The organism is Cellulosimicrobium sp. SJTW-1 (assembly GCF_047716875.1).
Classification (GTDB): domain Bacteria; phylum Actinomycetota; class Actinomycetes; order Actinomycetales; family Cellulomonadaceae; genus Cellulosimicrobium; species Cellulosimicrobium funkei.
Genome location: NZ_CP136680.1, coordinates 2,988,787 through 3,013,079 on the forward strand (window position 1 = coordinate 2,988,787; position 24,293 = coordinate 3,013,079).

The 24,293-nt window shown below is 74.4% G+C and carries 18 protein-coding genes and 1 tRNA gene; 7 read left to right on the forward strand and 12 right to left on the reverse strand.

Annotation, left to right across the window (positions count from 1 at the left end; all coding sequences use genetic code 11):
* Nucleotides 1-122 precede the first annotated feature (122 nt).
* The 6 genes from rho to argS all read right to left on the reverse strand — a co-directional run bounded on the left by rho (nt 123) and on the right by argS (nt 9,108).
* A complete protein-coding gene (gene rho, locus RSE42_RS13530) occupies nt 123-2,243 on the reverse strand; it encodes a transcription termination factor Rho (RefSeq protein ID WP_137281212.1) in 2,121 nt (706 codons plus the stop codon).
* Between the two features lie 249 nt (nt 2,244-2,492).
* Nucleotides 2,493-3,422 (reverse strand): homoserine kinase, encoded by a 930-nt coding sequence (gene thrB / locus RSE42_RS13535; RefSeq protein ID WP_175009166.1) that lies wholly within the window; start codon nt 3,420-3,422, stop codon nt 2,493-2,495.
* Nucleotides 3,422-4,525, reverse strand: coding sequence for a threonine synthase (gene thrC, locus RSE42_RS13540; protein ID WP_175009213.1), 1,104 nt, complete (start codon nt 4,523-4,525; stop codon nt 3,422-3,424). Before thrC ends, thrB begins: the two co-directional genes overlap by 1 nt.
* 11 nt (nt 4,526-4,536) lie before the next feature.
* Nucleotides 4,537-5,874, reverse strand: coding sequence for a homoserine dehydrogenase (locus tag RSE42_RS13545; RefSeq protein WP_086150772.1), 1,338 nt, complete (start codon nt 5,872-5,874; stop codon nt 4,537-4,539).
* Between the two features lie 163 nt (nt 5,875-6,037).
* Nucleotides 6,038-7,426 carry a diaminopimelate decarboxylase gene (lysA, locus tag RSE42_RS13550; protein WP_144722698.1) on the reverse strand — a complete coding sequence of 463 codons (1,389 nt, stop codon included), beginning with the start codon at nt 7,424-7,426 and terminating at the stop codon, nt 6,038-6,040.
* Nucleotides 7,423-9,108 (reverse strand): arginine--tRNA ligase, encoded by a 1,686-nt coding sequence (gene argS / locus RSE42_RS13555; RefSeq protein ID WP_415296609.1) that lies wholly within the window; start codon nt 9,106-9,108, stop codon nt 7,423-7,425. Before argS ends, lysA begins: the two co-directional genes overlap by 4 nt.
* 204 nt (nt 9,109-9,312) lie before the next feature.
* On the opposite strand from argS, the gene RSE42_RS13560 reads away from it, so the two are divergent.
* Both RSE42_RS13560 and RSE42_RS13565 read left to right on the forward strand, forming a co-directional pair.
* Nucleotides 9,313-9,385: transfer RNA gene (locus RSE42_RS13560), tRNA-Arg, on the forward strand.
* A 112-nt stretch (nt 9,386-9,497) separates the two neighbouring features.
* Nucleotides 9,498-10,130: a CYTH domain-containing protein gene (locus tag RSE42_RS13565; protein ID WP_034655122.1), complete on the forward strand. Its 633-nt coding sequence runs from the start codon at nt 9,498-9,500 to the stop codon at nt 10,128-10,130.
* 39 nt (nt 10,131-10,169) lie between these two features.
* On the opposite strand, the gene RSE42_RS13570 is transcribed toward RSE42_RS13565, so the two are convergent.
* The 4 genes from RSE42_RS13570 to RSE42_RS13585 all read right to left on the reverse strand — a co-directional run bounded on the left by RSE42_RS13570 (nt 10,170) and on the right by RSE42_RS13585 (nt 14,167).
* Nucleotides 10,170-10,733, reverse strand: coding sequence for a hypothetical protein (locus RSE42_RS13570; RefSeq protein ID WP_144722700.1), 564 nt, complete (start codon nt 10,731-10,733; stop codon nt 10,170-10,172).
* 55 nt (nt 10,734-10,788) lie between these two features.
* The gene (locus tag RSE42_RS13575) at nt 10,789-11,595 is read right to left on the reverse strand and encodes a D-alanyl-D-alanine carboxypeptidase family protein (RefSeq protein ID WP_085387548.1); all 807 of its coding nucleotides are present in this window, start codon (nt 11,593-11,595) and stop codon (nt 10,789-10,791) included.
* A gap of 155 nt (nt 11,596-11,750) precedes the next feature.
* Entirely contained in the window at nt 11,751-12,794 is a 1,044-nt protein-coding gene (locus tag RSE42_RS13580) for a hemolysin family protein (protein WP_415296611.1), read from the reverse strand.
* Nucleotides 12,791-14,167, reverse strand: a complete 1,377-nt coding sequence (locus RSE42_RS13585; protein WP_415296613.1) for a hemolysin family protein — start codon at nt 14,165-14,167, stop codon at nt 12,791-12,793. Before RSE42_RS13585 ends, RSE42_RS13580 begins: the two co-directional genes overlap by 4 nt.
* 186 nt (nt 14,168-14,353) lie before the next feature.
* On the opposite strand from RSE42_RS13585, the gene RSE42_RS13590 reads away from it, so the two are divergent.
* From RSE42_RS13590 to RSE42_RS13600, 3 genes are all read left to right on the forward strand, one after another.
* On the forward strand, nt 14,354-15,160 hold the full coding sequence (locus tag RSE42_RS13590) for a response regulator transcription factor (RefSeq protein WP_228075110.1): 807 nt from the start codon (nt 14,354-14,356) through the stop codon (nt 15,158-15,160).
* Nucleotides 15,157-16,353, forward strand: a complete 1,197-nt coding sequence (locus RSE42_RS13595) for a sensor histidine kinase (protein ID WP_137281208.1) — start codon at nt 15,157-15,159, stop codon at nt 16,351-16,353. Before RSE42_RS13590 ends, RSE42_RS13595 begins: the two co-directional genes overlap by 4 nt.
* A 349-nt stretch (nt 16,354-16,702) precedes the next feature.
* Nucleotides 16,703-20,581 carry a multifunctional oxoglutarate decarboxylase/oxoglutarate dehydrogenase thiamine pyrophosphate-binding subunit/dihydrolipoyllysine-residue succinyltransferase subunit gene (locus RSE42_RS13600; RefSeq protein ID WP_415296616.1) on the forward strand — a complete coding sequence of 1,293 codons (3,879 nt, stop codon included), beginning with the start codon at nt 16,703-16,705 and terminating at the stop codon, nt 20,579-20,581.
* A gap of 102 nt (nt 20,582-20,683) precedes the next feature.
* On the opposite strand, the gene RSE42_RS13605 is transcribed toward RSE42_RS13600, so the two are convergent.
* The gene (locus RSE42_RS13605) at nt 20,684-21,679 is read right to left on the reverse strand and encodes an aldo/keto reductase (RefSeq protein WP_043655897.1); all 996 of its coding nucleotides are present in this window, start codon (nt 21,677-21,679) and stop codon (nt 20,684-20,686) included.
* 108 nt (nt 21,680-21,787) lie between these two features.
* Here RSE42_RS13605 and RSE42_RS13610 point away from each other — a divergent pair, with 108 nt between their 5' ends.
* On the forward strand, nt 21,788-22,702 hold the full coding sequence (locus RSE42_RS13610) for an aldose 1-epimerase family protein (RefSeq protein WP_415296617.1): 915 nt from the start codon (nt 21,788-21,790) through the stop codon (nt 22,700-22,702).
* An 88-nt stretch (nt 22,703-22,790) separates the two neighbouring features.
* Nucleotides 22,791-23,414, forward strand: a complete 624-nt coding sequence (locus tag RSE42_RS13615) for a GDSL-type esterase/lipase family protein (protein ID WP_031316757.1) — start codon at nt 22,791-22,793, stop codon at nt 23,412-23,414.
* A gap of 71 nt (nt 23,415-23,485) precedes the next feature.
* Here RSE42_RS13615 and RSE42_RS13620 read toward each other — a convergent pair whose 3' ends face one another.
* Complete coding sequence (locus RSE42_RS13620) at nt 23,486-24,289, reverse strand: DUF4097 family beta strand repeat-containing protein (RefSeq protein WP_061269170.1); 804 nt, start codon at nt 24,287-24,289, stop codon at nt 23,486-23,488.
* Nucleotides 24,290-24,293 lie beyond the last annotated feature (4 nt).

Genomic DNA, 24,293 nt, shown 5'->3' on the forward strand with positions numbered 1-24,293 from the left:
CCGCACCTGTGAACCGGCGACAGGCGGCCTGACGAGCGCAGGCCGACGAACCATTGTGCCAGAACGCGCGGGGGCCCCGAGAACTTCCCGGGGCCACCCGCCGTCGGTGACCGGGTGACGCGTCAGATCGTGCGGCCGACGTTGTCGTCGTCGGCCAGCCCGCCGGGCGTCGTCTTCTGGACGTGCAGCAGGAACTCGACGTTCGTCTGCGTCTTCTTGAGCTGGCCGAGCAGCAGCTCGATCGCCTGCTGCTGGTCGAGGGCGCCCATGACGCGGCGGAGCTTGTAGATGATCTTCAGCTCGTCCTGCGACATGAGGATCTCCTCGCGGCGCGTGCCGGACGCGTTGACGTCCACGGCCGGGAAGATGCGCTTGTCCGCGAGGTTCCGGGACAGGCGGAGCTCCATGTTCCCCGTGCCCTTGAACTCCTCGAAGATGACCTCGTCCATCTTCGAGCCCGTCTCCACGAGCGCCGAGGCGAGGATCGTCAGGGAGCCGCCGTTCTCGATGTTGCGCGCCGCGCCGAAGAACCGCTTCGGCGGGTAGAGCGCGGACGCGTCCACACCACCGGACAGGATGCGGCCCGAGGCCGGCGCCGCGAGGTTGTACGCGCGCGACAGGCGGGTGAGCGAGTCGAGGAGCACCACGACGTCCTGGCCGAGCTCGACCAGGCGCTTCGCGCGCTCGATCGCGAGCTCGGCGACGATCGTGTGGTCCGACGCGGGGCGGTCGAACGTCGAGGCGATGACCTCGCCGCGGACCGTCCGCTCCATGTCGGTGACCTCTTCGGGCCGCTCGTCCACGAGCACCACCATGAGGTGGACCTCGGGGTTGTTCGCGGCGATCGCGTTGGCGATCTGCTGCATGATGATCGTCTTGCCGGCCTTGGGCGGCGCGACGATGAGACCGCGCTGGCCCTTGCCGATCGGCGCGACGATGTCGATGACGCGCGGCGTGAGACGCGTGGCCTCGGAGTTCTCGAGGCGCAGGCGCTCCTGCGGGTACAGCGGCGTGAGCCGGTTGAACTCCGGACGCTCGCGCGCCTCCTCCGGCGACATGCCGTTGACCGTGTCCAGGCGCACGAGCGCGTTGAACTTCTGGCGCGCGGTGTTGCCCTGGTTCTCGCCCTCGCGCGGCTGGCGCACGGCGCCCGTCACGGCGTCGCCGCGACGCAGCCCGGCCTTCTTCACCTGGCCGAGCGACACGTAGACGTCGTTGTTGCCCGGCAGGTAGCCGCTGGTGCGGACGAACGCGTAGTTGTCGAGGATGTCGAGGATGCCCGCGACGGGGAGCAGGACGTCGTCCTCGTTGACCTCGATGTCGTCGAGGCCCGAGAGGTCCGGTCCCTGGCGGTTGCGGCCGCGCTTGCGGTCGCGGTCGCGACCGCGGTCGCGGCCCCGACGGCGGCGCCCGCCGCGCTCGTCGTCCAGGAGCTGGCGGTCGTCACGGCGGTCGCCCTGACGCTCGCCCCGGCCCTGCTGGCCGGACTGCTGACCGGACTGCTTCTCCGGCTGCTGCTCACGCTGGCGCTCGCCGCCCTGCTGGTCGCGCTGACGGTCGGCGCGCGGCGCGTCGCCGTCGCCCTCGCCCGTGCGCGGGGCACCGGCACCGCGGCCCGCACGGCGCGAGCCGCGCTCGCCCGTGACCAGGCCGACGGCGGCCGCGGCGCGCGCCGCACGCTCGTCGGGCGACTCGTTCGCGGTGTCGCGCGTGCGCACGCCCTCGCCGAGGGCCTCGGCGACCGCGGCCGCGGCCTCCGACCGCGCGTCGCGGCGGCCGTCGCGGCGCTCGCCGCGCTGCTCCGTGCGCTGCTCGTCGGCGCGCACCGGGAGGTCGAGCACGGGAGCGGCGGTGCGCTCCTCGCGGCTCGCGGCCGACGGCGCGTCCTGACGCGTCGCCGGGGAGTCGGTGCCGGCCGCGGGGCTCGCCGCGGGCCGCTCGGCGCGGCGGCTGCGGCCGCGCCCCGAGGCGACGGGCGCCTCGTTCGTCTCACGCGACGCGGCGGTCGCCGCGTCCGTGTCGCGCCGGGACGCGGCGGGGCGCTCGGAGGCACCCTGCTCGCCCGTGCGGGCGCGGATGACGTCCACGAGATCGCCCTTCCGCATCTTGGACGTGCCCTTGACCCCGAGCTGCGACGCGAGCGCCTGCAGCTCCGGGAGGCGCAGCGTGGAGAGCGCGCCGTTCCGGGCGGTACCGCCGGCAGCGGTCGCGCTGCTCGTGGCGGTGTCGATGGTGTCTGTCACGAAGGACCCTTCCCCCTCGTTTGCGTCCGTCTCTCAGAGGGCGGACCGCGGGTGGTCGACGCCCGGCCGTGACGGCCGGTGCGCAGGTGTCACCACGCGTCAGTGGTACGACGACGTCATCTGACGCGGGCTGGATTGCCTTCTCTCGGACGGGCTCTGTCGCGGCACTTCCGCGCTGGAGAACGCTCGACTGCTGATGCGAGAGCGTGACCGAAGGCTGGGACCATCCTAGCACCGGCAGGACAGCGCTCAGAGCCGTTCGGCCACGACCCCGCGCGTGTCGACGTCGAGGCGGCTGACCGACCAGTCCGCGCTCCCCCCGACGAGCTCGTCCGCGACGCCCGCGACCTCGTCGAGGCGGTCCGCCCCGGACAGGACGAGGACGGTAGGACCGGCACCCGACACCGTCGCCGCGAGCCCTCGCGCCCGCAGCGCGCGGACGAGCTCCGACGTCGTCGGCATGACGCCGGCGCGGTACCCCTGGTGGAGCCGGTCGTCGGTCGCGTCGAGGAGCAGGTCGGGGCGTCGCGTGAGCGCCTCGACCAGCAGGGCCGACCGCCCCGCGTTGAACGCCGCGTCGGCGTGCGGCACGTGCGCGGGGAGCACGCCGCGCGCGCGGCTCGTCGCGAGCCGCGCCGAGGGGACCAGCACCGTCGCCCGCAGGTCGGGATGCACGTCGAGCCGGACGGCGCGCGCCCCGGATCCGGGCGTCCCGCTCTCCCACGCGACGGTCGCGCCGCCGAGCAGCGCGGGCGCCGCGTTGTCGGGGTGCCCCTCGATCGCGGTCGCGAGGCCGAGCGCGACGTCGTCGTCGAGGACCGACGGGTCGGCGACGAGCGCGCGCGCCGCGACGATGCCCGCGACGACGGCCGCGGCGGACGACCCGAGGCCCCGCCCGTGCGGGACGCGGTTGACGCACGTCAGGTGCAGGCCCGTCTGCGGCGCACCCGCCACGTCGAGCGCGGCCCGCAGTGCGCGCACCACCAGGTGCGACGCGTCGCCGGGCACCTCCCCCGCGCCCTCGCCCTCGACGTCGACCACGACGTCGTCGCTCGCGAGCGCGCGCACCTCGAGCACGTCGTGGAGCGCGAGCGCGAGGCCCAGCGCGTCGAAGCCGGGGCCGAGGTTCGCGCTCGTCGCCGGGACGCGCACCCGTACGTGGTCCGCGCCGAGCTGCATCAGTCGAGCCCGAGGGCGTCGGCGATGGACACGACGTCGGCGGTCACGCGCGTCGGCTGGACCTCGGTGCCGTCGAGCGTGCGCAGCGCCCACTGCGGGTCCTTGAGACCGTGCCCGGTGACCGTGACGACGATCCGCGCGCCGGCGGGCACGAGCCCGCGCTCGGCGCGCGCGAGGATCCCGGCGACGCCGGCGGCCGACGCGGGCTCGACGAACACGCCGACCTCGCTCGACAGGACGCGGTGCGCCGCGAGGATCTGCTCGTCGGAGACGGCCTCGATGACGCCGCCCGACTCGTCGCGCGCGGCCTCGGCGAGCTCCCACGACGCGGGGTTGCCGATGCGGATGGCGGTCGCGACGGTCTCGGGCTCCGTGATCGGGTGGCCCGCGACGATCGGCGCGGCGCCCGCCGCCTGGAAGCCCCACATCTGCGGCGTGCGCGTCGCGACGGCCGGCAGGCCCTCCCCCGCGTGCCCCGCGACGCCCTGGCCGGCGTACTCGCGGAAGCCCTTCCAGTACGCGGTGATGTTCCCCGCGTTGCCGACGGGCAGCGCGTGGATGTCCGGGGCGTCTCCGAGCGCGTCGACGATCTCGAAGGCGCCCGTCTTCTGGCCCTCGATGCGGTCGGGGTTGACCGAGTTCACGAGCTCGACCGGGTACGCCTCGGCGAGCTTGCGCGCCGCGACGAGGCAGTCGTCGAAGTTGCCGTCGACCTGGAGCAGGCGCGCGCCGTGGGCGATCGCCTGGCTCAGCTTGCCCATCGCGATCTTGCCGTCCGGGACGAGCACCGCGCACGTCATGCCCGCGCGCACGGCGTAGGCGGCCGCCGACGCCGACGTGTTGCCCGTGGACGCGCACACGACCGCCTGCGCGCCGCGCCCGGCGGCCGCGGAGATCGCCGTCGTCATGCCGCGGTCCTTGAACGACCCCGTCGGGTTCATGCCCTCGACCTTGACGAAGACCTGGGCACCCGTGCGCGCCGACAGGGCCGGCGCCTCGACGAGCGGCGTGCCTCCCTCACCGAGCGTGACGATGCGCTCGGACACGTGCGCGGGCAGCCGGTCACGGTACTCGGCGATGATGCCTTGCCACTGGTGGGCCATCTCGTGGGCCATCAGGCTCCCTCGACTCTCAGGACGGACGTGATCGTGCGGACGGGCTCGAGCTCGGCGACCGCCGCGACGGTGGCCGACAGCGCCGACTCGGGCGCCGCGTGCGTGGTGATGAGGAGCTCCGCGACGCCGGGCTCGGCGACGTCCGCCGCGCCGCGCGCCGTCGGCTGGCGGACCGCCTCGATGGACACGCCGTGCTCGGCGAGCGCGTGCGCGACCTGCGCGAGCACGCCGGGGCGGTCCTCGACGTCGAGCCGCACCTGGTAGCGCGTGACCGCGGCGCTCGGCGGGAGGATCGGGAGCTCGGCGTACGTGGACTCCTGCGGCCCCTTGCCCCCGAGCACGCGGTGGCGGGCGGCGGAGACGACGTCGCCGAGCACGGCCGACGCCGTCGGGGCGCCGCCCGCCCCGCGCCCGTAGAACATGAGCTCGCCCGCGGACTCGGCCTCCACGAACACGGCGTTGAACGAGCCGCGCACGTTCGCGAGCGGGTGCGAGGTCGGCACGAGCGCCGGGTGCACGCGCACCGACACGCCCGCCTCCCCGGTCGCCCCGCCGTCGCGCCGCTCGGCGATGGCGAGCAGCTTGATGACGTGGCCCGTCTGCGCGGCCCACGCGACGTCGTCGGCCGTGACGGCGAGGATGCCCTCGCGCGCGACGTCGTCGAGCGACACGCGCGTGTGGAACGCGAGGCTCGCGAGGATCGCCGCCTTGGCCGCGGCGTCGTACCCCTCGACGTCGGCCGTCGGGTCCGCCTCCGCGTAGCCGAGGTCCTGCGCCTCCCGGACGGCCTCGTCGAGGCCCCGGCCCGTCGTGGCCATCTGGTCGAGCACGTAGTTGGTCGTCCCGTTGACGATGCCGAGCACGCGGCGCACGCGGTCGCCCGCGAGCGACTCGCGCACCGGGCGCACGATCGGGATGGCGCCCGCGACGGCGGCCTCGAAGTAGATGTCCACCCCGGCGGCGTCGGCCGCCTTGTAGAGCGTGGGGCCGTCCTCGGCGAGGAGGGCCTTGTTCGCCGTCACGACGGCGGCGCCCGCCTCGATCGCGCGCAGCAGCAGCGACCGCGCGGGCTCCGTGCCGCCCATCACCTCGACGACGATGTCGGCGCGCTCGACGAGGCTCGCCGCGTCCTCCGTGAGCAGCGACCGGTCCACCGCGGCGTCGCGCGGGGCGGACGCGTCGCGGACCGCGATCCCGACGAGCTCCAGGGGCGCACCGACCCGGGACGCGAGGTCGTCGGCCTGCTCCGTGAGCAGCCGCGCGACCTGGGTGCCGACGACGCCGCACCCCAGCAGGGCGACGCGCAGGGGCGGATGGGACTCGGCGGCAGACGGCACGACGGACCTTCCTCGGGTGGTCAGGGCGGGTGCGGCGCCGGGCGCGGCCCGGGTCGTGCCCGGGTGGCTCGGGAGCCGCAGGCACAGGATACGGCGACGCGCGCGCCCGCCCGGGGCGTGCCCACAGGTCGGATGCCGACCCGCGGGCACGACCCGGTGGGCGTCAGCCCTCGTCGAGCGCCAGCAGGTCCTCGACGGTCTCGCGCCGCACGAGGACGCGGCTCGCGCCGTCGTGCACGGCGACCACGGGCGGACGCGTCAGGAGGTTGTAGTTCGACGCCATCGAGCGGCCGTAGGCCCCCGTGGCGGGCACCGCGAGCAGGTCGCCCGCGCGCACGTCCCCGGGGAGCTGCACCTCGTGGACGACGATGTCGCCGCTCTCGCAGTGCTTGCCCACGACGCGCGCGAGCACGGGCCGGGCCTCGGACGCGCGGCCGACGACCTCCGCGTGGTACTGCGCCGCGTAGAGCGCGGGGCGGATGTTGTCGCTCATGCCGCCGTCCACCGACACGTACGTGCGCACGCGCCCGTCGTCGAGCGTCACGGGCTTCACCGTGCCGACCGTGTAGAGCGTGAGGCCGGCCGGCCCGACGATCGCGCGCCCCGGCTCGATCGAGAACCGCGGCAGCGGCGTGCCGAGCTCCGCGGCCACCGCCTCGACCGCGCGCGCGACGTCCTTCGCGACGCGCTCCGGGTCGAGCGCGACGTCGCCCGGGAGGTACGCGATGCCGTAGCCGCCGCCGATGTCGACCTCGTCGACGAGGACGCCGGAGCGGGCCGCGAGCCGCGCCCGCAGCTCCAGCACGGCGCGCGCCGCGACCTCGAAGCCCGAGGGGTCGAGGATCTGGGAGCCGATGTGCGAGTGGATCCCGAGCAGGTGCAGCTCGGGGCGCGCGACGACGTCGAGCAGCGCCGCCATCGCCGGGGAGTCGCCGGCCGCGCCGCCGTCCGCGGGGCGGGGCGCGGCGATCGACAGCCCGAACTTCTGGTCCTCGTGCGCGGTCGAGATGTACTCGTGCCCGCCCGCGTGGACGCCCGTCGTCACGCGGACCATGACGGGCGCGACGACGCCGCGCTCCCCCGCGAGACGTGCGACCCTCTCGACCTCGACGAGCGAGTCGACGATGATCCGGCCCACGCCCTCGTCGAGCGCCCGGCCGATCTCGGCGTCGGACTTGTTGTTGCCGTGCAGGCCGATCTCCGGGCCGGGGACGCCGGCGCGCAGCGCGACGGCGAGCTCTCCCCCGCTCGCGGTGTCGACGCGCAGGCCCTCCTCGCGCGCCCAGCGCGCGACGGCCACGGTGAGCAGCGCCTTGCCCGCGTAGTACACGTCGACGTCCGACCCGACGGCGCGGAACGCCGTCTCGAACGCCGTCCGGTACGCGCGCGCCCGGGCGCGGAAGTCCGCCTCGTCGAGCACGTACGCGGGCGTCCCGTGCTCGGCCGCGAGGTCGTGGACGTCGACGCCCGCGACCTCGACCGCGCCGTCGTCCCGGCGCCGCACGCCGCGCGACCACGGCTCGCCGGGGTGTCCCGGCAGGCCCGTGCTCACATGCGCTCCGGCGCGCTCACGCCGAGCAGCCCCAGGCCGTTGGCGAGGACCTGGCGCACCGCGTCGTTGAGCCACAGGCGCGTGCGGTGCGTGTCCGTGACCTCCTCGTCCGGGTACGGCAGCACGCGCTGCGACTTCTGCTGGTACCACGTGTGGTAGTCGCCGGCCAGGGCCTCGAGGTAGCGCGCGACGCGGTGCGGCTCGCGCAGCTCGGCCGCCTGGGCGACGATGCGCGGGAACTCGGTGAGACGCCCGACGAGCGCCGCCTCGCTCGGGTGGTCGAGCAGCGCGGGCTCGAACCCGTCGGCGCGCGCGACGCCGCGGTCGGCCGCGTTGCGGTCCACCGCCGCGGTGCGCGAGTGCGCGTACTGCACGTAGTAGACGGGGTTCTCGTTCGTCGCCCGCGCGAGCAGGTCGAGGTCGAGGTCGATGTTCTGGTCCGCGGACGAGCGCGCGAGCGAGTAGCGCGCGGCGTCGACGCCGACGGCGTCCACCAGGTCCTCCAGCGTCACGACCGTCCCGGCGCGCTTGGACATGCGCACGGGCTGGCCGTCCTTGACGAGGTTGACCATCTGCCCGATGAGGAGCTGCAGGTTCTTCCCCGGGGTGTCGCCGAAGGCCGCGCAGACCGCCATCATGCGGCCGACGTACCCGTGGTGGTCGGCGCCGAGCATGATGATGACCTCGTCGAAGCCGCGCTCGCGCTTGTCGAGGTAGTAGGCGATGTCGCCCGCGATGTAGGCCGCCTCGCCGTCGGACTTGATGACGACGCGGTCCTTGTCGTCGCCGAAGTCGGTCGTGCGCAGCCAGGTCGCGCCGTCCTTCTCGAACATGTGACCGGACGCGCGCAGGCGCTCGACGGCGCGCTCGACGGCGCCCGACTCGTGCAGCGAGTCCTCGTGGAAGTAGACGTCGAAGTCGACGCCGAAGTCGTGGAGCGACGCCTTGATCTCGCCGAACATGCGCTCGACGCCGCGCGCGCGGAACACCTCCTGCGCCTCGGCGTCCGGGAGCGTGCGCGGGTCGGGGTCGCCCGCGGCGAGGGCGTCGGCGACGACCGCGTCGGCGATCTCGGTGATGTACTCGCCGCCGTACCCGTCCTCCGGCGCCTCCTGGCCGCGCGAGCGCGCGAGGAGCGAGCGCGCGAAGCGGTCGATCTGGGCGCCGTGGTCGTTGAAGTAGTACTCCCGCGTCACGTCCGCGCCGCTCGCCTCGAGCACGCGCGCGAGCGAGTCGCCAACGGCGGCCCAGCGGACGCCACCGATGTGGATGGGCCCGGTCGGGTTCGCGGAGACGAACTCGAGGTTGACCTTCTTGCCCGCCGCGGAGTCGCCGCGCCCGTACGCCGGGCCGGCCTCGACGATGGTGCGCGCGAGCTCGCCCGCGGCGGCCGCGTCGAGCGTGATGTTGAGGAAGCCGGGGCCGGCGACGTCCACGGCCCGGATGCCCGGGTGCGCGGCGAGGCGGCGCGCGAGGTCCTCGGCGAGCGCGCGCGGCGTCGTGCCCGCCTTCTTCGCGAGCTGCAGCGCGACGTTCGTGGCCCAGTCGCCGTGCTCGCGCTGGCGGGGTCGCTCCACGTGGACGCGCTCGGGGACCGCGGTCGGGTCCAGGGCGAGGGTGCCGTCGGCGACGGCGGCGGCCAGGGCAGCGCTCAGCGCTTCGGAGAGCTCGTCGGGGGTCACCGGGCGATTCTACCGAGGCGCGGGCACCGTCCGTCGCGGGATTTCGCCGGGCCGGCGCCGGGTCGGCGCAGTGCTGGCGCAGGGCTGGCGCAGGGCTGGGGCGGAGTCGGCCCAGGGGTCCGGCCGGAGGTGGGCCCGGAGGTCGGCGCACCCCGCGCGGGCTGGTAGTCTCGTGCATCGCGTCGGCGGTCACCGTCGGCGCTCGCCCTCGTAGCTCAGTGGATAGAGCGTCTGCCTCCGGAGCAGAAGGTCGTAGGTTCGAATCCTATCGAGGGCACCCGCACCGCTCCCACGAGCCCGGCCCGCCTCGCGCGGCCGGGCTCGCGCCGTCTCCGGACCCGCTGCGCGAGGTCCCGCCACGACCCGCGCGCTCCCGCTACGGTGGGCCCATGACCGACGGCGGCTACGGGGACTTCGAGTTCGAGCGCCGGTTCCTCGTGCGCGAGCTGCCCGAGGACCTGCGCGACGCGCCCGCGCTCATCGTGCAGAGCTACTACCTGGCCGACGAGGGGTACGCGCTGCGGCTGCGCGCGAAGGTGCCCACGGTCGACGCGACGATGGACGCGACGACCGACCCGGTCCGGCTCCTCGACCGCTACGCCCCCGCCGTCGACCTGTGCACGCTCACCGTCAAGGGCCCGATGGCCGGCGGCACGCGCTACGAGGCGGAGCGCGAGGTCGACGTGGCGGTGGGCGTCCAGATGATCCGCCGCGGCGGTGCGCGCGTCGTCAAGACCCGCTACTCCGTGTGGGTCGGGGCCGACGGCTGGGTCGTCGACGTGTTCGGCGGGGCGAACCACCCGCTCGTCGTCGCGGAGTGCGAGCGCACCGGTCCCGTCACGGACCTGCAGATCCCCGCCTTCTGCGTCACCGAGCTCACGGACGACCCCCGGTTCTCCAACGACGCGCTCGCGGGCCGCCCCTACGGCGCGTGGCGCGAGGAGTTCGAGGCCGAGCTCGCCGCGTCCGGCCCGCGGTTCCTCCAGGACTTCGGCCGCAACGAGCGGCTCTCCGGCCCGTAGGCACCGCGCGGGCACGCGCCCGGACGCCCGGTCCTCGGGTCAGCGCAGCGCGTCCGCAGCCGCGCACACCGCGGCGACGTCGAACCGGACCGTGCGCCCGTCGACCGGCACCCACCCGGGCTCGTGCCCGAACAGGACCGCCCACGGCAGCGCGCCGGGCGACACGTGCTCGCGCGCCCGGTCGTGCGCGCGCGCCTCCGCGACCTCGCGCTCGACGGCGTCCTCCAGCGCGACGAGGTCGGCCCGCACCGCGTCGCCCTTCTCCGTGAGCCGGCGTGACCGTCCCGCCTCCAGGTAGCCGTCGTGGCGGGCGCTACGCAAGACCCGGCGGGCGGCGTCGTGCACGCGGAGGCGCAGGGCGTCGTCGGAGGGGTCGAGCGCGACGCGCGCGCCCTCGCCCGCCGTCCCGCCGAAGAGGGTCGACAGGGCGAGGTGCTCGCGCTCGGAGGCACGCGACGCGTCGAGGAGGACGAGGACGGGAGGCTCGCCGGGCGCCGTCGGCTCCACGCGGACGAGGCCGCCTACGGCGAGGCTCAGCACCTGCGCGGCGAGCGCGTGCTCGGGACGGCGCAGGACGACCGCGGCGAGGAGCAGGTCGGCCACGGTCCGACGATACGGCGCGGGGCGGCCGGGCGCGGGGCGGCCGGCCGGGGGCGCGTCAGGAGTTCTGGATCTCCTCGACGCCCTGGACGAACTCGAAGTGCCAGGGCTCGTAGGCGCCGCTGCCGCCGCGCTTGGCCCACGCCGGGTTGGCCCAGCCGTACGTGGCGCCGTTCTGGTTGATCCACGCGTAGACCTCGCGCGAGCCGGTCTCCACGGAGCAGAGGTCGATCGCGAGCCCCCACCCGTGCATGGACCAGCCGGGGGGCGCCGCGAAGGCGCCGCGGGAGGACTTGAGCGAGACCTGCGTCGAGAGCGTGCGGTACGACGACACGAGGCAGAGGTCCCGGCCGAAGGTGGCCCGGAACGCCTCGTTCATCGCGGAGAGCGCGACGGCCGCGTCGGGTCGCAGGTGCTCGTCCGCCTGCCACAGCTCGCACAGGGCGTGCTCGTCGAGCTTGCCGTTCGTGCCCTCGGGCCGGACGGTCGGGTCGCAGCCCGGCAGCGGGTCGCGCGCGGCGGAGCGGGAGGCCGCCTCGCGGCGCACCTCGACGCGGGGCGCGGCGGCGACGCTCGGGGAGACGGCGGGTGCGGTCGCGGCGGCGGTCGCGAGGTCGAGCGCGCTCGGGCCGACGGGGCGGGTCTCCGGCTCGAAGGGCGACCCGCTGCCGAGCGCGTCGTCGGCGCCCGCGGAGAGCGGCATCGCGATGGTCGCGGCGGCGAGCGTCCCGAGGACGGCGACGCGCGGCACCCAGCGGTGCTGGCTGGAGACCTGTGCCTGGGGGCGGCGACGCCGGGAGCCCTGCTCCGCCTCGCGCCGGGCCCGTCGTGAGTCGAGGGCGGGTGCGCCGTGCTGCGACTCCACCCGCCACCTGCCTCTCACGTCGTCGGGGTGGCTCCGAGCCACCGATGACCGATCAATCACGGAACAGTAACGAAGGGCTCCGGCGATGCCAAGTCCCCTGCTCAGAGCCTCGGCGGAGCGCCCTCGGGCACCCTCGCGCCGGCCGGGACGCCGGCCTAGTGCCGGCGCTGCATCGCGTCGCGCACCTCGCCGACGAGCTCCTCGAGGATGTCCTCGAGGAAGACCACCCCGAGCGCGCCCCCGCCCTCGGGACCGTCGACGCGCGCCAGGTGCGCCCCCGAGCGCTGCATGGCGCGCAGCGCGTCCTCCACCTCGTCGTCGGGCGCGGCGGCCGCGAGCGCCCGCACGCGCCACGACGGGACCGGGGCCTCGCGCGTCGTCTCGTCCGCGTAGAGCACGTCCTTGACGTGCAGGTAGCCCACGAGGTCGCCCGTGACGTCCGCGACGGCGAACCGGGAGAAGCCGGTCTTGGCGACCAGGCGTTCGACCTCGTCGGGCGTGCACCCCTCGGTGACGGTGACGAGGTCCGCGACGGGGACCATGACGTCCTGCGCGGTGCGCTCGGAGAACTCGATGGCCCCGGACAGCAGCCCCTGCTCGTCGCGCAGCACGCCCTCGGCCTGGGAGTGCTCGACGATGGACTGCACCTCCTCGGCGGTGAACGCCGACGCCACCTCGTCCTTCGGCTCGACGCCCGTGGCGCGCACCGCGTGGTTCGCGAGCCAGTTGAGCGCGACGATGACGGGGCGCAGCACGCGCCCGATCCACACGAGCGGCGGACCGAACCACATGACGGCCGTCTCGGGCCCGGAGACCGCGAGGTTCTTCGGGACCATCTCGCCGAGCACCACGTGCAGGTAGACGACGATCGCGAGCGCCACGACGAACGCGATCGGGTGCGCGAGCGCGGTGCTCACGCCGAGCGCGTGCAGCGGGTCCTCGATGAGGTGCGCGATGGCCGGCTCCGCGACGACGCCCAGACCCGTGGAGCAGGCGGTCACGCCGAGCTGGGCGCACGCGAGCATGAGCGACACGTGCTCCATCGCCCACAGGACCGTCTGGGCGCGGCGGTTGCCCTGCGCGGCGAGCGGCTCGATCGCCGAGCGGCGCGCGGAGATCACCGCGAACTCGGCGCCGACGAAGAACGCGTTGCCGGCGAGCAGGAGGAGCGCGACGAGGAGCGCGGTGGTCGAGCTCACGCGTCCCCCTCCGTCGGTGTCGCGCGGACCGAGAGCCGCTCGACGCGCCGCCCCTCCATCGCCTCCACGCGCAGCACCACGCGGTACCGACCCTCGCCCGCGGCGATCTCGTCGCCGGGCTCGGGGACGCGGCCGAGGCGGGCCATGACGAGGCCGCCGAGCGTCTCGTAGGCGCCGTCCTCGGGGACGCGCAGCCCGGTGACCTCGGTGAGCTCGTCGGGCCGCATGACGCCGGGCACGAGCCACGAGCCGTCCGCGCGGCGGGCAGCGCCGGAGCGCCGGGGGTCGTGCTCGTCCGCGACGTCGCCCACGAGCTCCTCGACGACGTCCTCGAGCGTGACGACGCCCGAGGTGCCGCCGTACTCGTCGACCACGACCGCCATCTGGAGGCCGAAGCCGCGGAGCTCGACGAGGAGCGGCCCGAGCCGCACCGTCTCGGGCACGCGCGAGGCGTCGGCCATGAGGGCCGCCGCGGGGACCTCGTGGCGCCGCTCGTAGGGGACGGCGACGGCGCGGCGCAGGTGGACGAGGCCGACGACGTCGTCACGGTCCTCGCCGATGACGGGGAACCGCGAGTGCCCGGTGCGCCGGGCGGCGTCGACGACGTCCGCGGCGGTCGCGTCCCGGTCCACGACGACCATGCGCATGCGGTCGGTCATGACGTCGACGGCGCTCAGCTCGTCGAGCTCGATCGAGTTGGTGAGGAGGGTCGCGACGGAGACGTCGAGCGTGCCCTCCTGGGCGGAGCGGCGCACGAGGGCGGCGAGCTCGGACGCCGAGCGGGCGCCCGACAGCTCCTCGCGCGGCTCGACGCCGACGCGGCGCAGGATCGCGTTCGCCGAGCCGTTGAGCACGGCGATGACCGGCCGGAACAGCTTGGTGAACTGCCGCTGCACGGGCACGACCTGCCGCGCGGTGGCGTAGGGCGCGCTGAGCGCGAAGTTCTTCGGGATGAGCTCGCCGAAGAGCATCGAGACGAAGTTCACGACGAGCAGCGCGAGCACGCCCGCGAGGACCGCGGAGGCCGCGTGGCCGAGCGGCGTCGAGCTCAGGGCGTCCCCGAAGAGCGCGAGGAGCGCGGGCTGCGCGGTGTACCCGAGGAGGATGGTCGTGAGGGTGATGCCGACCTGCGCCGAGGAGAGCTCGGTCGACAGGTGCTTGAGCCCGGCCCGGACGCTGCGGTCGCGGCGGTCGGGGCCGCCCGTCCCGCCCGACGGCGGGGAGCCGCGTCTGTCGCCCTCCTGGTCGGCGTCGTCCCCGGCGGGGAGGACGGCGGGGTCGAGGGTGACCAGGGAGAACTCGCTGGCCACGAAGACGGCGGTACCTGCGGTGAGGAGCACCCCGAGCGCGACCATGACCCAGTCGCCTACCACGAGGTGCTCCACCGATATCGGGAGGTGCTCTTCATCGTGCCGACGATGTTAGCGCTCGCCCGTCGCGCGGCGCCCGGGAGGGACGGCCCGGCGGCCCCCGGGCGGCACCGCACGAGCGCGCGACCTGGTCCTCCCACGACGACGAAATCCGGCCGACCTGGGCCGACGTGTGCCACGCTGTATCCCATGGCAGATCCGAGGGCAGCGAGCGCAGCACCGACCGGCGCGGGGGCCGGTCCCGTCCCCGGCCGCGGGCCCGTGCCCACGACCGCCCCGGTGGCCGGCGGCGGCACCCCGCAGCAGGCGGCCACGGTCCTCGTCGTCGAGGACGAGCCCGCGATCGCGACCGCCATCGCGCAGCGGCTGAGCGCGGAGGGCTGGCGCGTCGAGGTCGCGCGCGACGGCCTGTCCGCCGTCGACGCCGCGGCGCGCCTGCGCCCGGACGCGATCGTCCTCGACGTCATGCTCCCCGGCATCGACGGCCTCGAGGTCACGCGCCGCATCCAGGCGGAGCAGCCCGTGCCGATCCTCATGCTCACCGCGCGCGACGACGAGACCGACATGCTCATCGGGCTCGGCGTCGGCGCGGACGACTACATGACGAAGCCGTTCTCCATGCGCGAGCTCGTCGCGCGCATCAAGGCGCTGCTGCGCCGCGTCGACCGCGCCACGCAGGCCGCGAGCTCCGCCCCGAGCGACCCGCCCATGACGGTGGGCGACGTGACGATCGACAAGGCCCAGCGCCGCGTCTACCGCGCGGGCGAGGAGGTCCACCTCACGCCCACCGAGTTCGAGCTGCTCGTCATGCTCGCGAGCTCGCCGAAGACGGTCCTCACGCGCGAGCGCCTGCTCGCCGAGGTGTGGGACTGGGCCGACGCCAGCGGGACGCGCACCGTCGACTCCCACATCAAGGCGCTGCGCCGCAAGCTCGGTGCGGACCTCATCCGCACGGTCCACGGCGTCGGCTACGCGTTCGAGCCGCCCGCCGGATGACCTCCTCCCCCGCCGACCCCGCCGGCGGCACGGACCCGGGGCAGGCGCAGGCCCCCGGCCCGGCGCGGCCGGGACCGCACCGGGCCCACACGATCCGGCCGCACCTCCCGGACGTCCGGCCGCTCGACTCGTTCCGCTCGCTGAAGATCAAGCTCGGCGTGCTGGTCGCCGCGACGGTGACGCTCGCCGTCCTCATCACGTGGATCGGGCTGCAGAACCAGCTCGGGCCGTCACGCACGTTCCCGCTCGCGATCGTGCTGTCGCTGCTGCTCACGCAGCTCCTCGCGCGCGGTATGACGTCGCCCCTGCGGGAGATGACCGCCGCCGCCCGGGCGATGGCCGACGGCGACTACACGCGGCGCGTGCGCGCCACGAGCCGCGACGAGGTGGGCCAGCTCGCGGTGGCGTTCAACGTCATGGCGGAGGACCTCGCGACGAGCGACCAGGTGCGCCGCGAGCTCATCGCGAACGTCTCGCACGAGCTGCGCACCCCGATCGCGGCGCTCCAGGCCCAGCTCGAGAACGTCGTGGACGGGGTGACGCCCCCGACGCCCGCGACGATGGAGATGTCGCTCGCGCAGACCGAGCGCCTCACGCGGCTCGTCGCGTACCTCCTGGACCTGTCGCGCATCGAGGCGGGGGCGGCGGCGCTCAACATCACCCAGATCGACGTCGGCGACTTCCTCGAGGAGAACGCCGAGGCCGTGTCGATGGTCGAGGCGGGCAAGCAGCTGCGCTACGTCGTCGACGTCACGCCCCCGGACCTCGTGCTCGAGGCGGACCGCGAGCGGCTGCACCAGGTCGTGACCAACCTCCTGCAGAACGCGATCCGGCACTCGCCGCAGGGCGGGGAGATCCGGCTCGAGGCGTACCCGGTGGACGACGACGTCGTGCTGGAGGTCGTCGACGAGGGCCCGGGGATCGCCAAGGAGGACCGCGAGCGGATCTTCGAGCGGTTCGCCCGGGCCAGCGCGACGGGCGCGCACACGACGACGGGCGGCTCGACGGGCGGCACGGGGATCGGGCTCGCGATCGTGCGCTGGGCGGTGGACCTGCACGGCGGCCGGATCGAGGTCGCGGACTCGCGCCGGGGGGCGACGATGCGCGTCACGCTGCCCGCGCACGCGGGCTCCGCGCCGTTCCCGCCCGAGGACGGGGACGCGTCGTACACGGCGCACCCCGACGTGCGGTGACTCCGTCCTGACAGCGCGCGCACCGCCCGCGCTCGGGCGTGAGATGCGTCACACCGCCGCGCGGAGATACCTCGGGATGGCGTGGAATTCCGCGATCTTGCCCTCCGACGAGGTGCGCGTGGGGTCACGTTTGCCTGGCCCAGACACGGCGTGAAGAACCCGCGAACAGGCCGCGCCGGAACGCTCGGCCCAACGCCCGAGGCCGACGACGAGGGCCTAGGCTGGAGTGGTCCGGAACCCGGACGAGCCCGTGCCGACGTCGGGGGCGCCGCAGCAGCGGTGCGCCGTCGTGCCACGGTCGCGGGCTGTGACCGACAGCGACCTGTGTGTGAAAGTGGGCGATCCTCGCGTGTCCCCGAAGGCTGAGTCAGAGGCGATCAGCGACGCAAGCTCCGTGTTCGGAGCGAACGAGTGGCTCGTCGACGAGCTGTACGAGCAGTACCTCCAGGACAAGAACGCGGTAGACCCCGCGTGGTGGGACTTCTTCGAGGACTACCGCCCTGCGGAGCGCTCGGACGCCGACACCACGAGCGACGCCCCGGCGGCGCCCGCGAACGGGTCCGTCCCAGCCGCGGCACCCGCGAACGGGTCGCGCCCGGCCGCGGCGCCGGCGAACGGCTCGCCCGCTCCGGCGGCGCCCACCGCGCCGGCACCCGCGGCGCCGACCGCCGTGACGGACGGCTCGGCCGCCGCCGAGGCCGCGCAGCGCGTCAAGCCGCCGAAGCTCCCGGCCGACCCGGCGGTCAACGCCGCGGTCGAGGCCGTGCACGCGTCGCGCCCCGTCGCGACCGCCCAGCCCGCGACGGCGCCGTACGCCCAGGTGCCCGCGCGCAAGGTCGCCGGCGCCCCCGCGCCCGAGGACCAGGCCACGGACGACGTGCAGAAGCTCCGCGGCCCGGCCGCGCGCGTCGTGACGAACATGGAGGCCAGCATCCAGGTGCCGACGGCGACGTCGGTGCGCGCGGTGCCGGCCAAGCTCATGGTCGACAACCGCATCGTCATCAACAACCACCTCGCGCGCGGTCGCGGCGGCAAGATCTCGTTCACGCACCTCATCGGCTTCGCGCTCGTCGAGGCGCTGGCCGACATGCCGGTGATGAACGCGAGCTACACGCAGATCGAGGGCAAGCCCGCGATCAACCAGCCCGCGCACGTGAACTTCGGGCTCGCGATCGACCTGGCGAAGCCGGACGGCTCGCGCCAGCTCCTCGTGCCGAGCATCAAGAAGGCCGAGACGATGGACTTCGCCCAGTTCTGGGCGGCCTACGAGGACCTCGTGCGCCGTGCGCGCGGTGGCAAGCTCGGCGTCGACGACTTCGCGGGCACCACGATCTCGCTCACCAACCCGGGCGGCATCGGCACCGTGCACTCGGTGCCCCGCCTCATGCAGGGTCAGGGCACGATCATCGGTGTCGGCGCGATGGACTACCCCGCGGAGTTCGCGGGCGCCTCGACCGAGCGGCTCGCCCGCCTGGGCATCTCGAAGGTCCTGACGATCACGTCGACCTACGACCACCGCATCATCCAGGGCGCGCAGTCCGGCGAGTTCCTGCGCATCCTGTCGCAGAAGCTCCTCGGCGAGGACGGCTTCTACGACCGCGTGTTCGCCGCGCTGCGCATCCCCTACGAGCCGGTGCGCTGGGTCCGCGACAACACGACGGACGCCGAGATCGAGGCGGCCAAGCCCGCCAAGATCGCCGAGCTGGTGCACTCCTACCGCTCGCGCGGCCACCTCATGGCCGACACCGACCCGCTCGCGTACCGCCAGCGCAAGCACGGCGACCTCGACATCCAGAACCACGGCATGACGCTGTGGGACCTCGACCGCACGTTCCCCACGGGCGGGTTCGGCGGCCGCACCAAGTCGACGCTGCGCGACATCCTCGGCCTGCTGCGCGACTCCTACTGCCGCACCGTCGGCGTGGAGTACATGCACCTCGCCGACCGCACGCAGCGCAAGTGGCTCCAGGAGCGCCTCGAGTCCGGGTACGCGCGCACGCCGCGCGAGGACCAGCTCCGCATCCTGCGCCGCCTCAACTCCGCCGAGGCGTTCGAGACGTTCCTGCAGACGAAGTTCGTCGGGCAGAAGCGCTTCTCGCTCGAGGGCGGCGAGGCGCTCATCCCGCTGCTCGACGCGATCCTGTCGAAGGCCGCCGAGAACGGCCTCGACGAGGTCGGCATCGGCATGGCGCACCGCGGGCGGCTCAACGTGCTCGCCAACATCGCGGGCAAGAGCTACGCGCAGATCTTCGCGGAGTTCGAGGGCAACCTCGACCCGAAGAGCGTCCAGGGCTCGGGCGACGTGAAGTACCACCTCGGCACCGAGGGCGTCTTCACGGCCGAGACCGGCGCGACGACCAAGGTCTACCTCGCGGCGAACCCCTCGCACCTCGAGGCGGTCGACCCGGTGCTCGAGGGCATCGTGCGCGCCAAGCAGGACCGCATCGACCTGGGCGGCGACGGCTTCTCCGTGCTGCCGATCCTCATCCACGGCGACGCGGCCTTCGCGGGCCAGGGCGTCGTGCCCGAGGTGCTCAACCTCGCGCAGCTGCGCGGCTACCGCACCGGCGGCACCGTGCACGTCATCATCAACAACCAGGTCGGCTTCACCACGGGCCCGTCGTCGTCGCGCTCGACGACGTACGCGACCGACGTCGCCAAGGGCTACCAGGTCCCGATCTTCCACGTGAACGGCGACGACCCCGAGGCGTGCGTGCGCGTCGCCGAGCTCGCCTTCGCGTTCCGCGAGCAGTTCGACCGCGACGTGATCATCGACATGATCTGCTACCGCCGCCGCGGTCACAACGAGGGCGACGACCCCTCGATGACGCAGCCGCTCATGTACAACCTCATCGAGGCGAAGCGCTCGGTGCGCAAGCTGTACACCGAGAACCTCGTCGCGCGCGGGGACATCACGCTCGAGGAGGCCGAGCACGTCCTCCAGGACTACCAGGCCCAGCTCGAGCGCGTCTTCACCGAGACCAAGGAGGGCGGCTTCACGCCCGCCGCGGACCGCGAGCCGGTCGCCGGTCTCGAGCGCCCGGAGTCCCAGCTCGAGGACGCCGGCACCATGGTCGGCTGGAAGACGGCGATCGACCGCTCGGTCCTCGAGCGCGTCGGCCAGGTGCACGTCGCGCCGCCGGAGGGCTTCACCGTCCACCCGAAGCTCGCGCAGCTCCTCGAGAAGCGCCGGCAGATGTCCGTCGAGGGCAACATCGACTGGGGCTTCGGCGAGCTCGCCGCGTTCGGCTCGCTCCTCGTCGAGGGCACCCCGGTGCGCCTCGCCGGCCAGGACTCGCGCCGTGGCACGTTCGTGCAGCGTCACGCCGTCCTGCACGACCGCGAGACGGGCGCCGAGTGGACGCCGCTGCTGTACCTGTCGGCGGACCAGGCGAAGTTCTGGGTCTACGACTCGTCGCTCTCGGAGTACGCCGCGCTCGGGTTCGAGTACGGCTACTCGGTCGAGCGCCCCGACGCGCTCGTGCTGTGGGAGGCGCAGTTCGGCGACTTCGTCAACGGCGCCCAGACGGTGATCGACGAGTTCATCTCGTCGGCCGAGCAGAAGTGGGGCCAGTACTCCTCGGTCGTCATGCTCCTCCCCCACGGCTACGAGGGCCAGGGGCCGGACCACTCGTCCGCGCGCATCGAGCGCTTCCTCCAGCTCGCGGCCGAGGACAACATGACGGTCGCGCAGCCCTCCACGCCGGCGTCGTACTTCCACCTGCTCCGCCGGCAGGCGTACGCCCGCCCGCGTCGTCCGCTCATCGTCTTCACGCCGAAGCAGCTGCTGCGCCTCAAGGCGGCCGCGTCGAGCGTCGAGGACTTCACGACCGGCACGTTCCGCCCGGTGATCCCGGACGCGTCGGCCGACCCGGCGAAGGTCGACCGCGTGCTCCTGTGCACGGGCCGCGTCTACTACGACCTGCTCGCCGAGCGCACCAAGCGCGGCGACGAGGGCGTGGCGCTGGTCCGCCTCGAGCAGCTGTACCCGCTCGACGTCGACGGCATCCGGGCCGAGCTCGCGAAGTACCCGGGCGCCGAGGTCGTCTGGGTCCAGGACGAGCCCGAGAACCAGGGTGCCTGGTCGTTCGTGCACATCAACCTGCCCGAGGACCTGCCGCGCGTGAGCGTCGTCTCCCGCCCGGCGTCGGCCTCCACGGCCGCCGGCACGGCGAAGAAGCACCAGGCGCAGCAGGCCGTGCTGCTGGAGCAGGCGTTCGCCCGCTGACCGGCCCGCACGACCCGCGCACGACGAAGGCCCCCTCCGCCCGGAGGGGGCCTTCGTCGTCGGTGCGCCGTCGCCGTCGGACCGGGGGCCGGTCCTGCCGACCTACCAGCGGTCGTGGATCTTCTCGCGCAGGTAGCGGTCGTAGATCTCGCGCACGCCCGACGTGAAGAGCGGGCCGAGGACGTCCGCGTCGCCCGCGGCGGCGTTCGACCGCGCCTGCTCGACGTTGCGCGCGCCGGGGATGACGGTCGACACGCCCGGCTGCTGCCAGACCCACGCGATGGCCACCTGGGCCGGGGTGAGGTCCTGCCCGACGACGTCGTGCACGAGCGTGGTGAACTCGGCCGCCGCCTGGACGCCGGTCTCGAAGTCGACGCCCGAGAACGTCTCGCCGACGTCGAACGCGCTGCCGTCGCGGTTGTACGTGCGGTGGTCGTCCGCGGCGAACGTCGTGTCCTTCGTGTACTTCCCGGACAGCAGCCCGGACGCGAGCGGGACGCGCGCGATGACGCCGACGCCGGCGTCGGACGCCGCGGGCAGCACCGCGTCGAGCGGCTTGAGCCGGAACGCGTTGAGGATGATCTGCACCGTGGCGACGTGGGGACGCGCGATGGCCGTGAGGGCCTCGTCCACGGTCTCGACGCTCACGCCGTAGCTCGCAATCGCGCCCTCGGCGACGAGCGTGTCGAGGCCGTCGTAGACCTCGTCGCGCGAGTAGACGGCGGTCGGCGGGCAGTGCAGCTGCACGAGGTCCAGCCGGTCGGTCCGCAGGTTGCGGCGCGAGCGGTCGACCCACTCGCGGAACTTGGCGAGCGTGTAGTTGTCGGCGTCCTGCGGCTCCCGGCGGCCCATCTTCGTGGCGACCGTGATCCCGTGGCCGGGGTTGTCGGCGAGGTAGGAGCCGATGATCTGCTCGCTGCGCCCGTCGCCGTAGACGTCCGCGGTGTCGAAGAACGTCACGCCGGCCTGCGCGGAGGCGTCGAGGACGGCGCGCGCGTCGTCCTCGCTCACGTCGCCCCAGTCGGCGCCGAGCTGCCAGGTTCCCAGTCCGACGACCGAGACGAGCCGTCCCGTCCGCCCGAGCACCTGTCGTTCCATCGTTCCTCCTCGTGCTGCGTCGGGTGCGCCGGAAGACACACCCGGGCAACGAGTCTGACGGGCGTGGGCGCATCGCGCACCCGCGCACGCCGAGTACCGTATGTGAGCGTGAACACCCATGCCCCCTCAGGAGCCCAGGTCCGCATCGCCCACGGCGACCACGCAGCGACGATCACCGAGGTCGGAGCGGCCGTCCGCGAGTACGCGGTGGGGGGCCGGCCGGTCTTCACGCCCTTCGGCGAGGACGAGGTGTCGCCCGCGTTCAACGGCGCCGTCCTGCTCCCCTGGCCCAACCGGCTGCGCGACGGGCAATACACGGTCGACGGCACGACGTACCAGGTCCCGATCTCGGAGCCGGACCGCGGGACCGCGCTGCACGGCCTCGCGTGCTGGCAGCGCTGGACGGTCGTCGAGCACGAGGCCGCGCGCGCGACGCTCGAGCTGCACCTGCCGCCGTCGCCGGGCTACCCGTTCGACCTCGTCGCGCGCGTGACGTACTCGCTCGACGACGCGGGGCTGCGCGTCCACGTCCGCACGACGAACGTCGGCACGGCGACCGCCCCGTACGGCGTCGGCTTCCACCCGTGGCTCTCGGCCGACGGCGCGAACCTCGACGCGTGCACGCTGCGCCTGGACGCGGCGACCCGCGTCACGACCGACGAGCGGCTCCTGCCGACCGGCACCGAGCCCGCCACCGGCACGTTCGACCTGCGCGAGCCGCGCCTGCTCGCGGGCGTCGACCTCGACGACGCGTACGTCGACGTGCTGCGCGACGAGGACGGGCTGTCCTGGATCCGCCTCACCGCGCCCGACGGCCGCACGGCCGCCGTGTGGATGGACGGCTCGATGGACACGTGGCAGGTCTGCACGGGCGACCACGTCGGCGACGTCGCGTTCCGCCGCACCGGCGTCGCCGCCGAGCCGATGAGCTGCGTCGCGGACGCGTTCCGGACGGGCGAGCGCCTCGTCCGGCTCGAGCCCGGCGCGTCCCACGAGGTGACCTGGGGAGCGACGCTGGCCTGAGGCGTCCGGCCGCCGCGGCGGTCCCCGCGCGGGTCGACACGCCGTCCGCACCGGCTCGGATCGACCCGCGCGGCCCGCGTCGGGGAGAATGGCGCTCGTGGAAGACGCGGTGAGTCGTGAGGTACGGATCTGCGTCGTCGGCGACGAGCTGAGCGCCGGCGTCGGCGACGCGAAGGCCCTGGGGTGGGCGGGGCGCGTCGTCGCGCGCACGCGCTTCCCCCAGCCGGCGTACGTGTTCCCGCTCGCTATCCCCGGCGAGACGACGACGGCCCTCAGCCAGCGCTGGGAGGCGGAGACCGCGCGCCGGTTCTCCCCCGAGCCGGACGTCGACAACCGCCTCGTCATCGGCCTCGGCCGCCACGACCTCGACGCGGGGCTGTCGGTCGCGCGCTCGCGCCTCAACCTCGCGAACGTGCTCGACGTCGCGGAGTCCCACCGCCTGCCGACGTTCGTCGTCGGGCCGCCGCCGGGCCACGCTCAGGACGCGGAGCGCCTCGCGGAGCTGTCCCACGCGTTCTCGGACGTCGCGAACCGGCGCCGCGTCCCCTACGTCGACACGTTCAGCCCGCTCGTCACGCACGAGCAGTGGCTCGCCGACCTCGCGCAGAGCGGGAACGGCTTCCCCGGCCAGGCGGGCTACGGGCTCATGGCGTGGCTCGTGCTGCACACCGGCTGGCACGCGTGGCTCGGGCTGCCCGACGACACCGTCTGAGCCCGCAGGGATGCACGAGGGGGAGGCGAGTCGCGGACCACGCCTCCCCCTCGGCGTCGGGGCGGTACCGCTCAGCCGCGCGAGACCGTGAGGTCGCCCGAGACGGTGCTCGCCGACACGTAGGCGCCGCCCGCGCCGTGCTGGTCGACGTGGTCGACGGACGTGGTGCGCTGCGCGCTGGAGTCGAGCCGCACGCCGTCGAGCACGGCCTTGCCGGTGACGCTGCGGGCCTTGAGGTTCACGGCCGAGCCGGCGCCGAGGCGCACGGCCACGTCGCCCGAGACCGTGCGCGCGTCGACGAGCGGGGTGCTCTCGCGCGCGACGACCTCGACGCCGCTCGTGACGGTGCTGACCGACACGCGCCCGAGCGTGCCGCCGAGCGTGACGGTGCCGGACGCGGTGGTCACGTGGACGTCGCCGACGTGCTCGCCGACGTCGACGGAGCCGGTGGCCGTGCGGACCGACGCCGTGCCCGAGACGCCCTGGACGCGGACGGCGCCGGTCCCGGTCGTGACGGACACGTCCGCCCGCGTCCCGACGACGGTCGCCGCGGCGCGCGCGGTCGTCACCTTGAGCGGGACGCTCGCGGGCACGGTGACCCGCACGACGGCGCGGTCCTTGTCGCGCAGGCCCTTCGCGCGGTCGACGAGGCCCTCGATGCCGGCGAAGTCGTACCCGACGCGCAGCTCGCCGTCGTGCACGCTCACCTGCAGCGGGCGCTCGGACACCTCGCTCACGTCGAGGTGCGCCCCGCTCTCGCGGCCGGGGTCGGCGACGACGTCGACCGACCCGTCCGTGAGCTGGACGACGACGCGCCGGACGTCCGCGACGTCGACGCTCCGGGGGGCGTTGATGACCCAGGACTCGGTGCTCATGCGC

What these genes read in the sequence shown, in the direction of transcription:
- thrB (WP_175009166.1), bottom strand. Translation starts at nt 3,422, where the DNA reads ATGCAGCTCGGCGCGGACCACGTACGGGTGCGCGTCCCGGCGACGAGC.
- thrC (WP_175009213.1), bottom strand. Translation starts at nt 4,525, where the DNA reads ATGGCCCACCAGTGGCAAGGCATCATCGCCGAGTACCGTGACCGGCTG.
- RSE42_RS13565 (WP_034655122.1), top strand. Translation starts at nt 9,498, where the DNA reads ATGACCGACGGCGGCTACGGGGACTTCGAGTTCGAGCGCCGGTTCCTC.
- RSE42_RS13590 (WP_228075110.1), top strand. Translation starts at nt 14,354, where the DNA reads ATGGCAGATCCGAGGGCAGCGAGCGCAGCACCGACCGGCGCGGGGGCC.
- RSE42_RS13595 (WP_137281208.1), top strand. Translation starts at nt 15,157, where the DNA reads ATGACCTCCTCCCCCGCCGACCCCGCCGGCGGCACGGACCCGGGGCAG.
- RSE42_RS13605 (WP_043655897.1), bottom strand. Translation starts at nt 21,679, where the DNA reads ATGGAACGACAGGTGCTCGGGCGGACGGGACGGCTCGTCTCGGTCGTC.
- RSE42_RS13615 (WP_031316757.1), top strand. Translation starts at nt 22,791, where the DNA reads ATGGCGCTCGTGGAAGACGCGGTGAGTCGTGAGGTACGGATCTGCGTC.
- RSE42_RS13620 (WP_061269170.1), bottom strand. Translation starts at nt 24,289, where the DNA reads ATGAGCACCGAGTCCTGGGTCATCAACGCCCCCCGGAGCGTCGACGTC.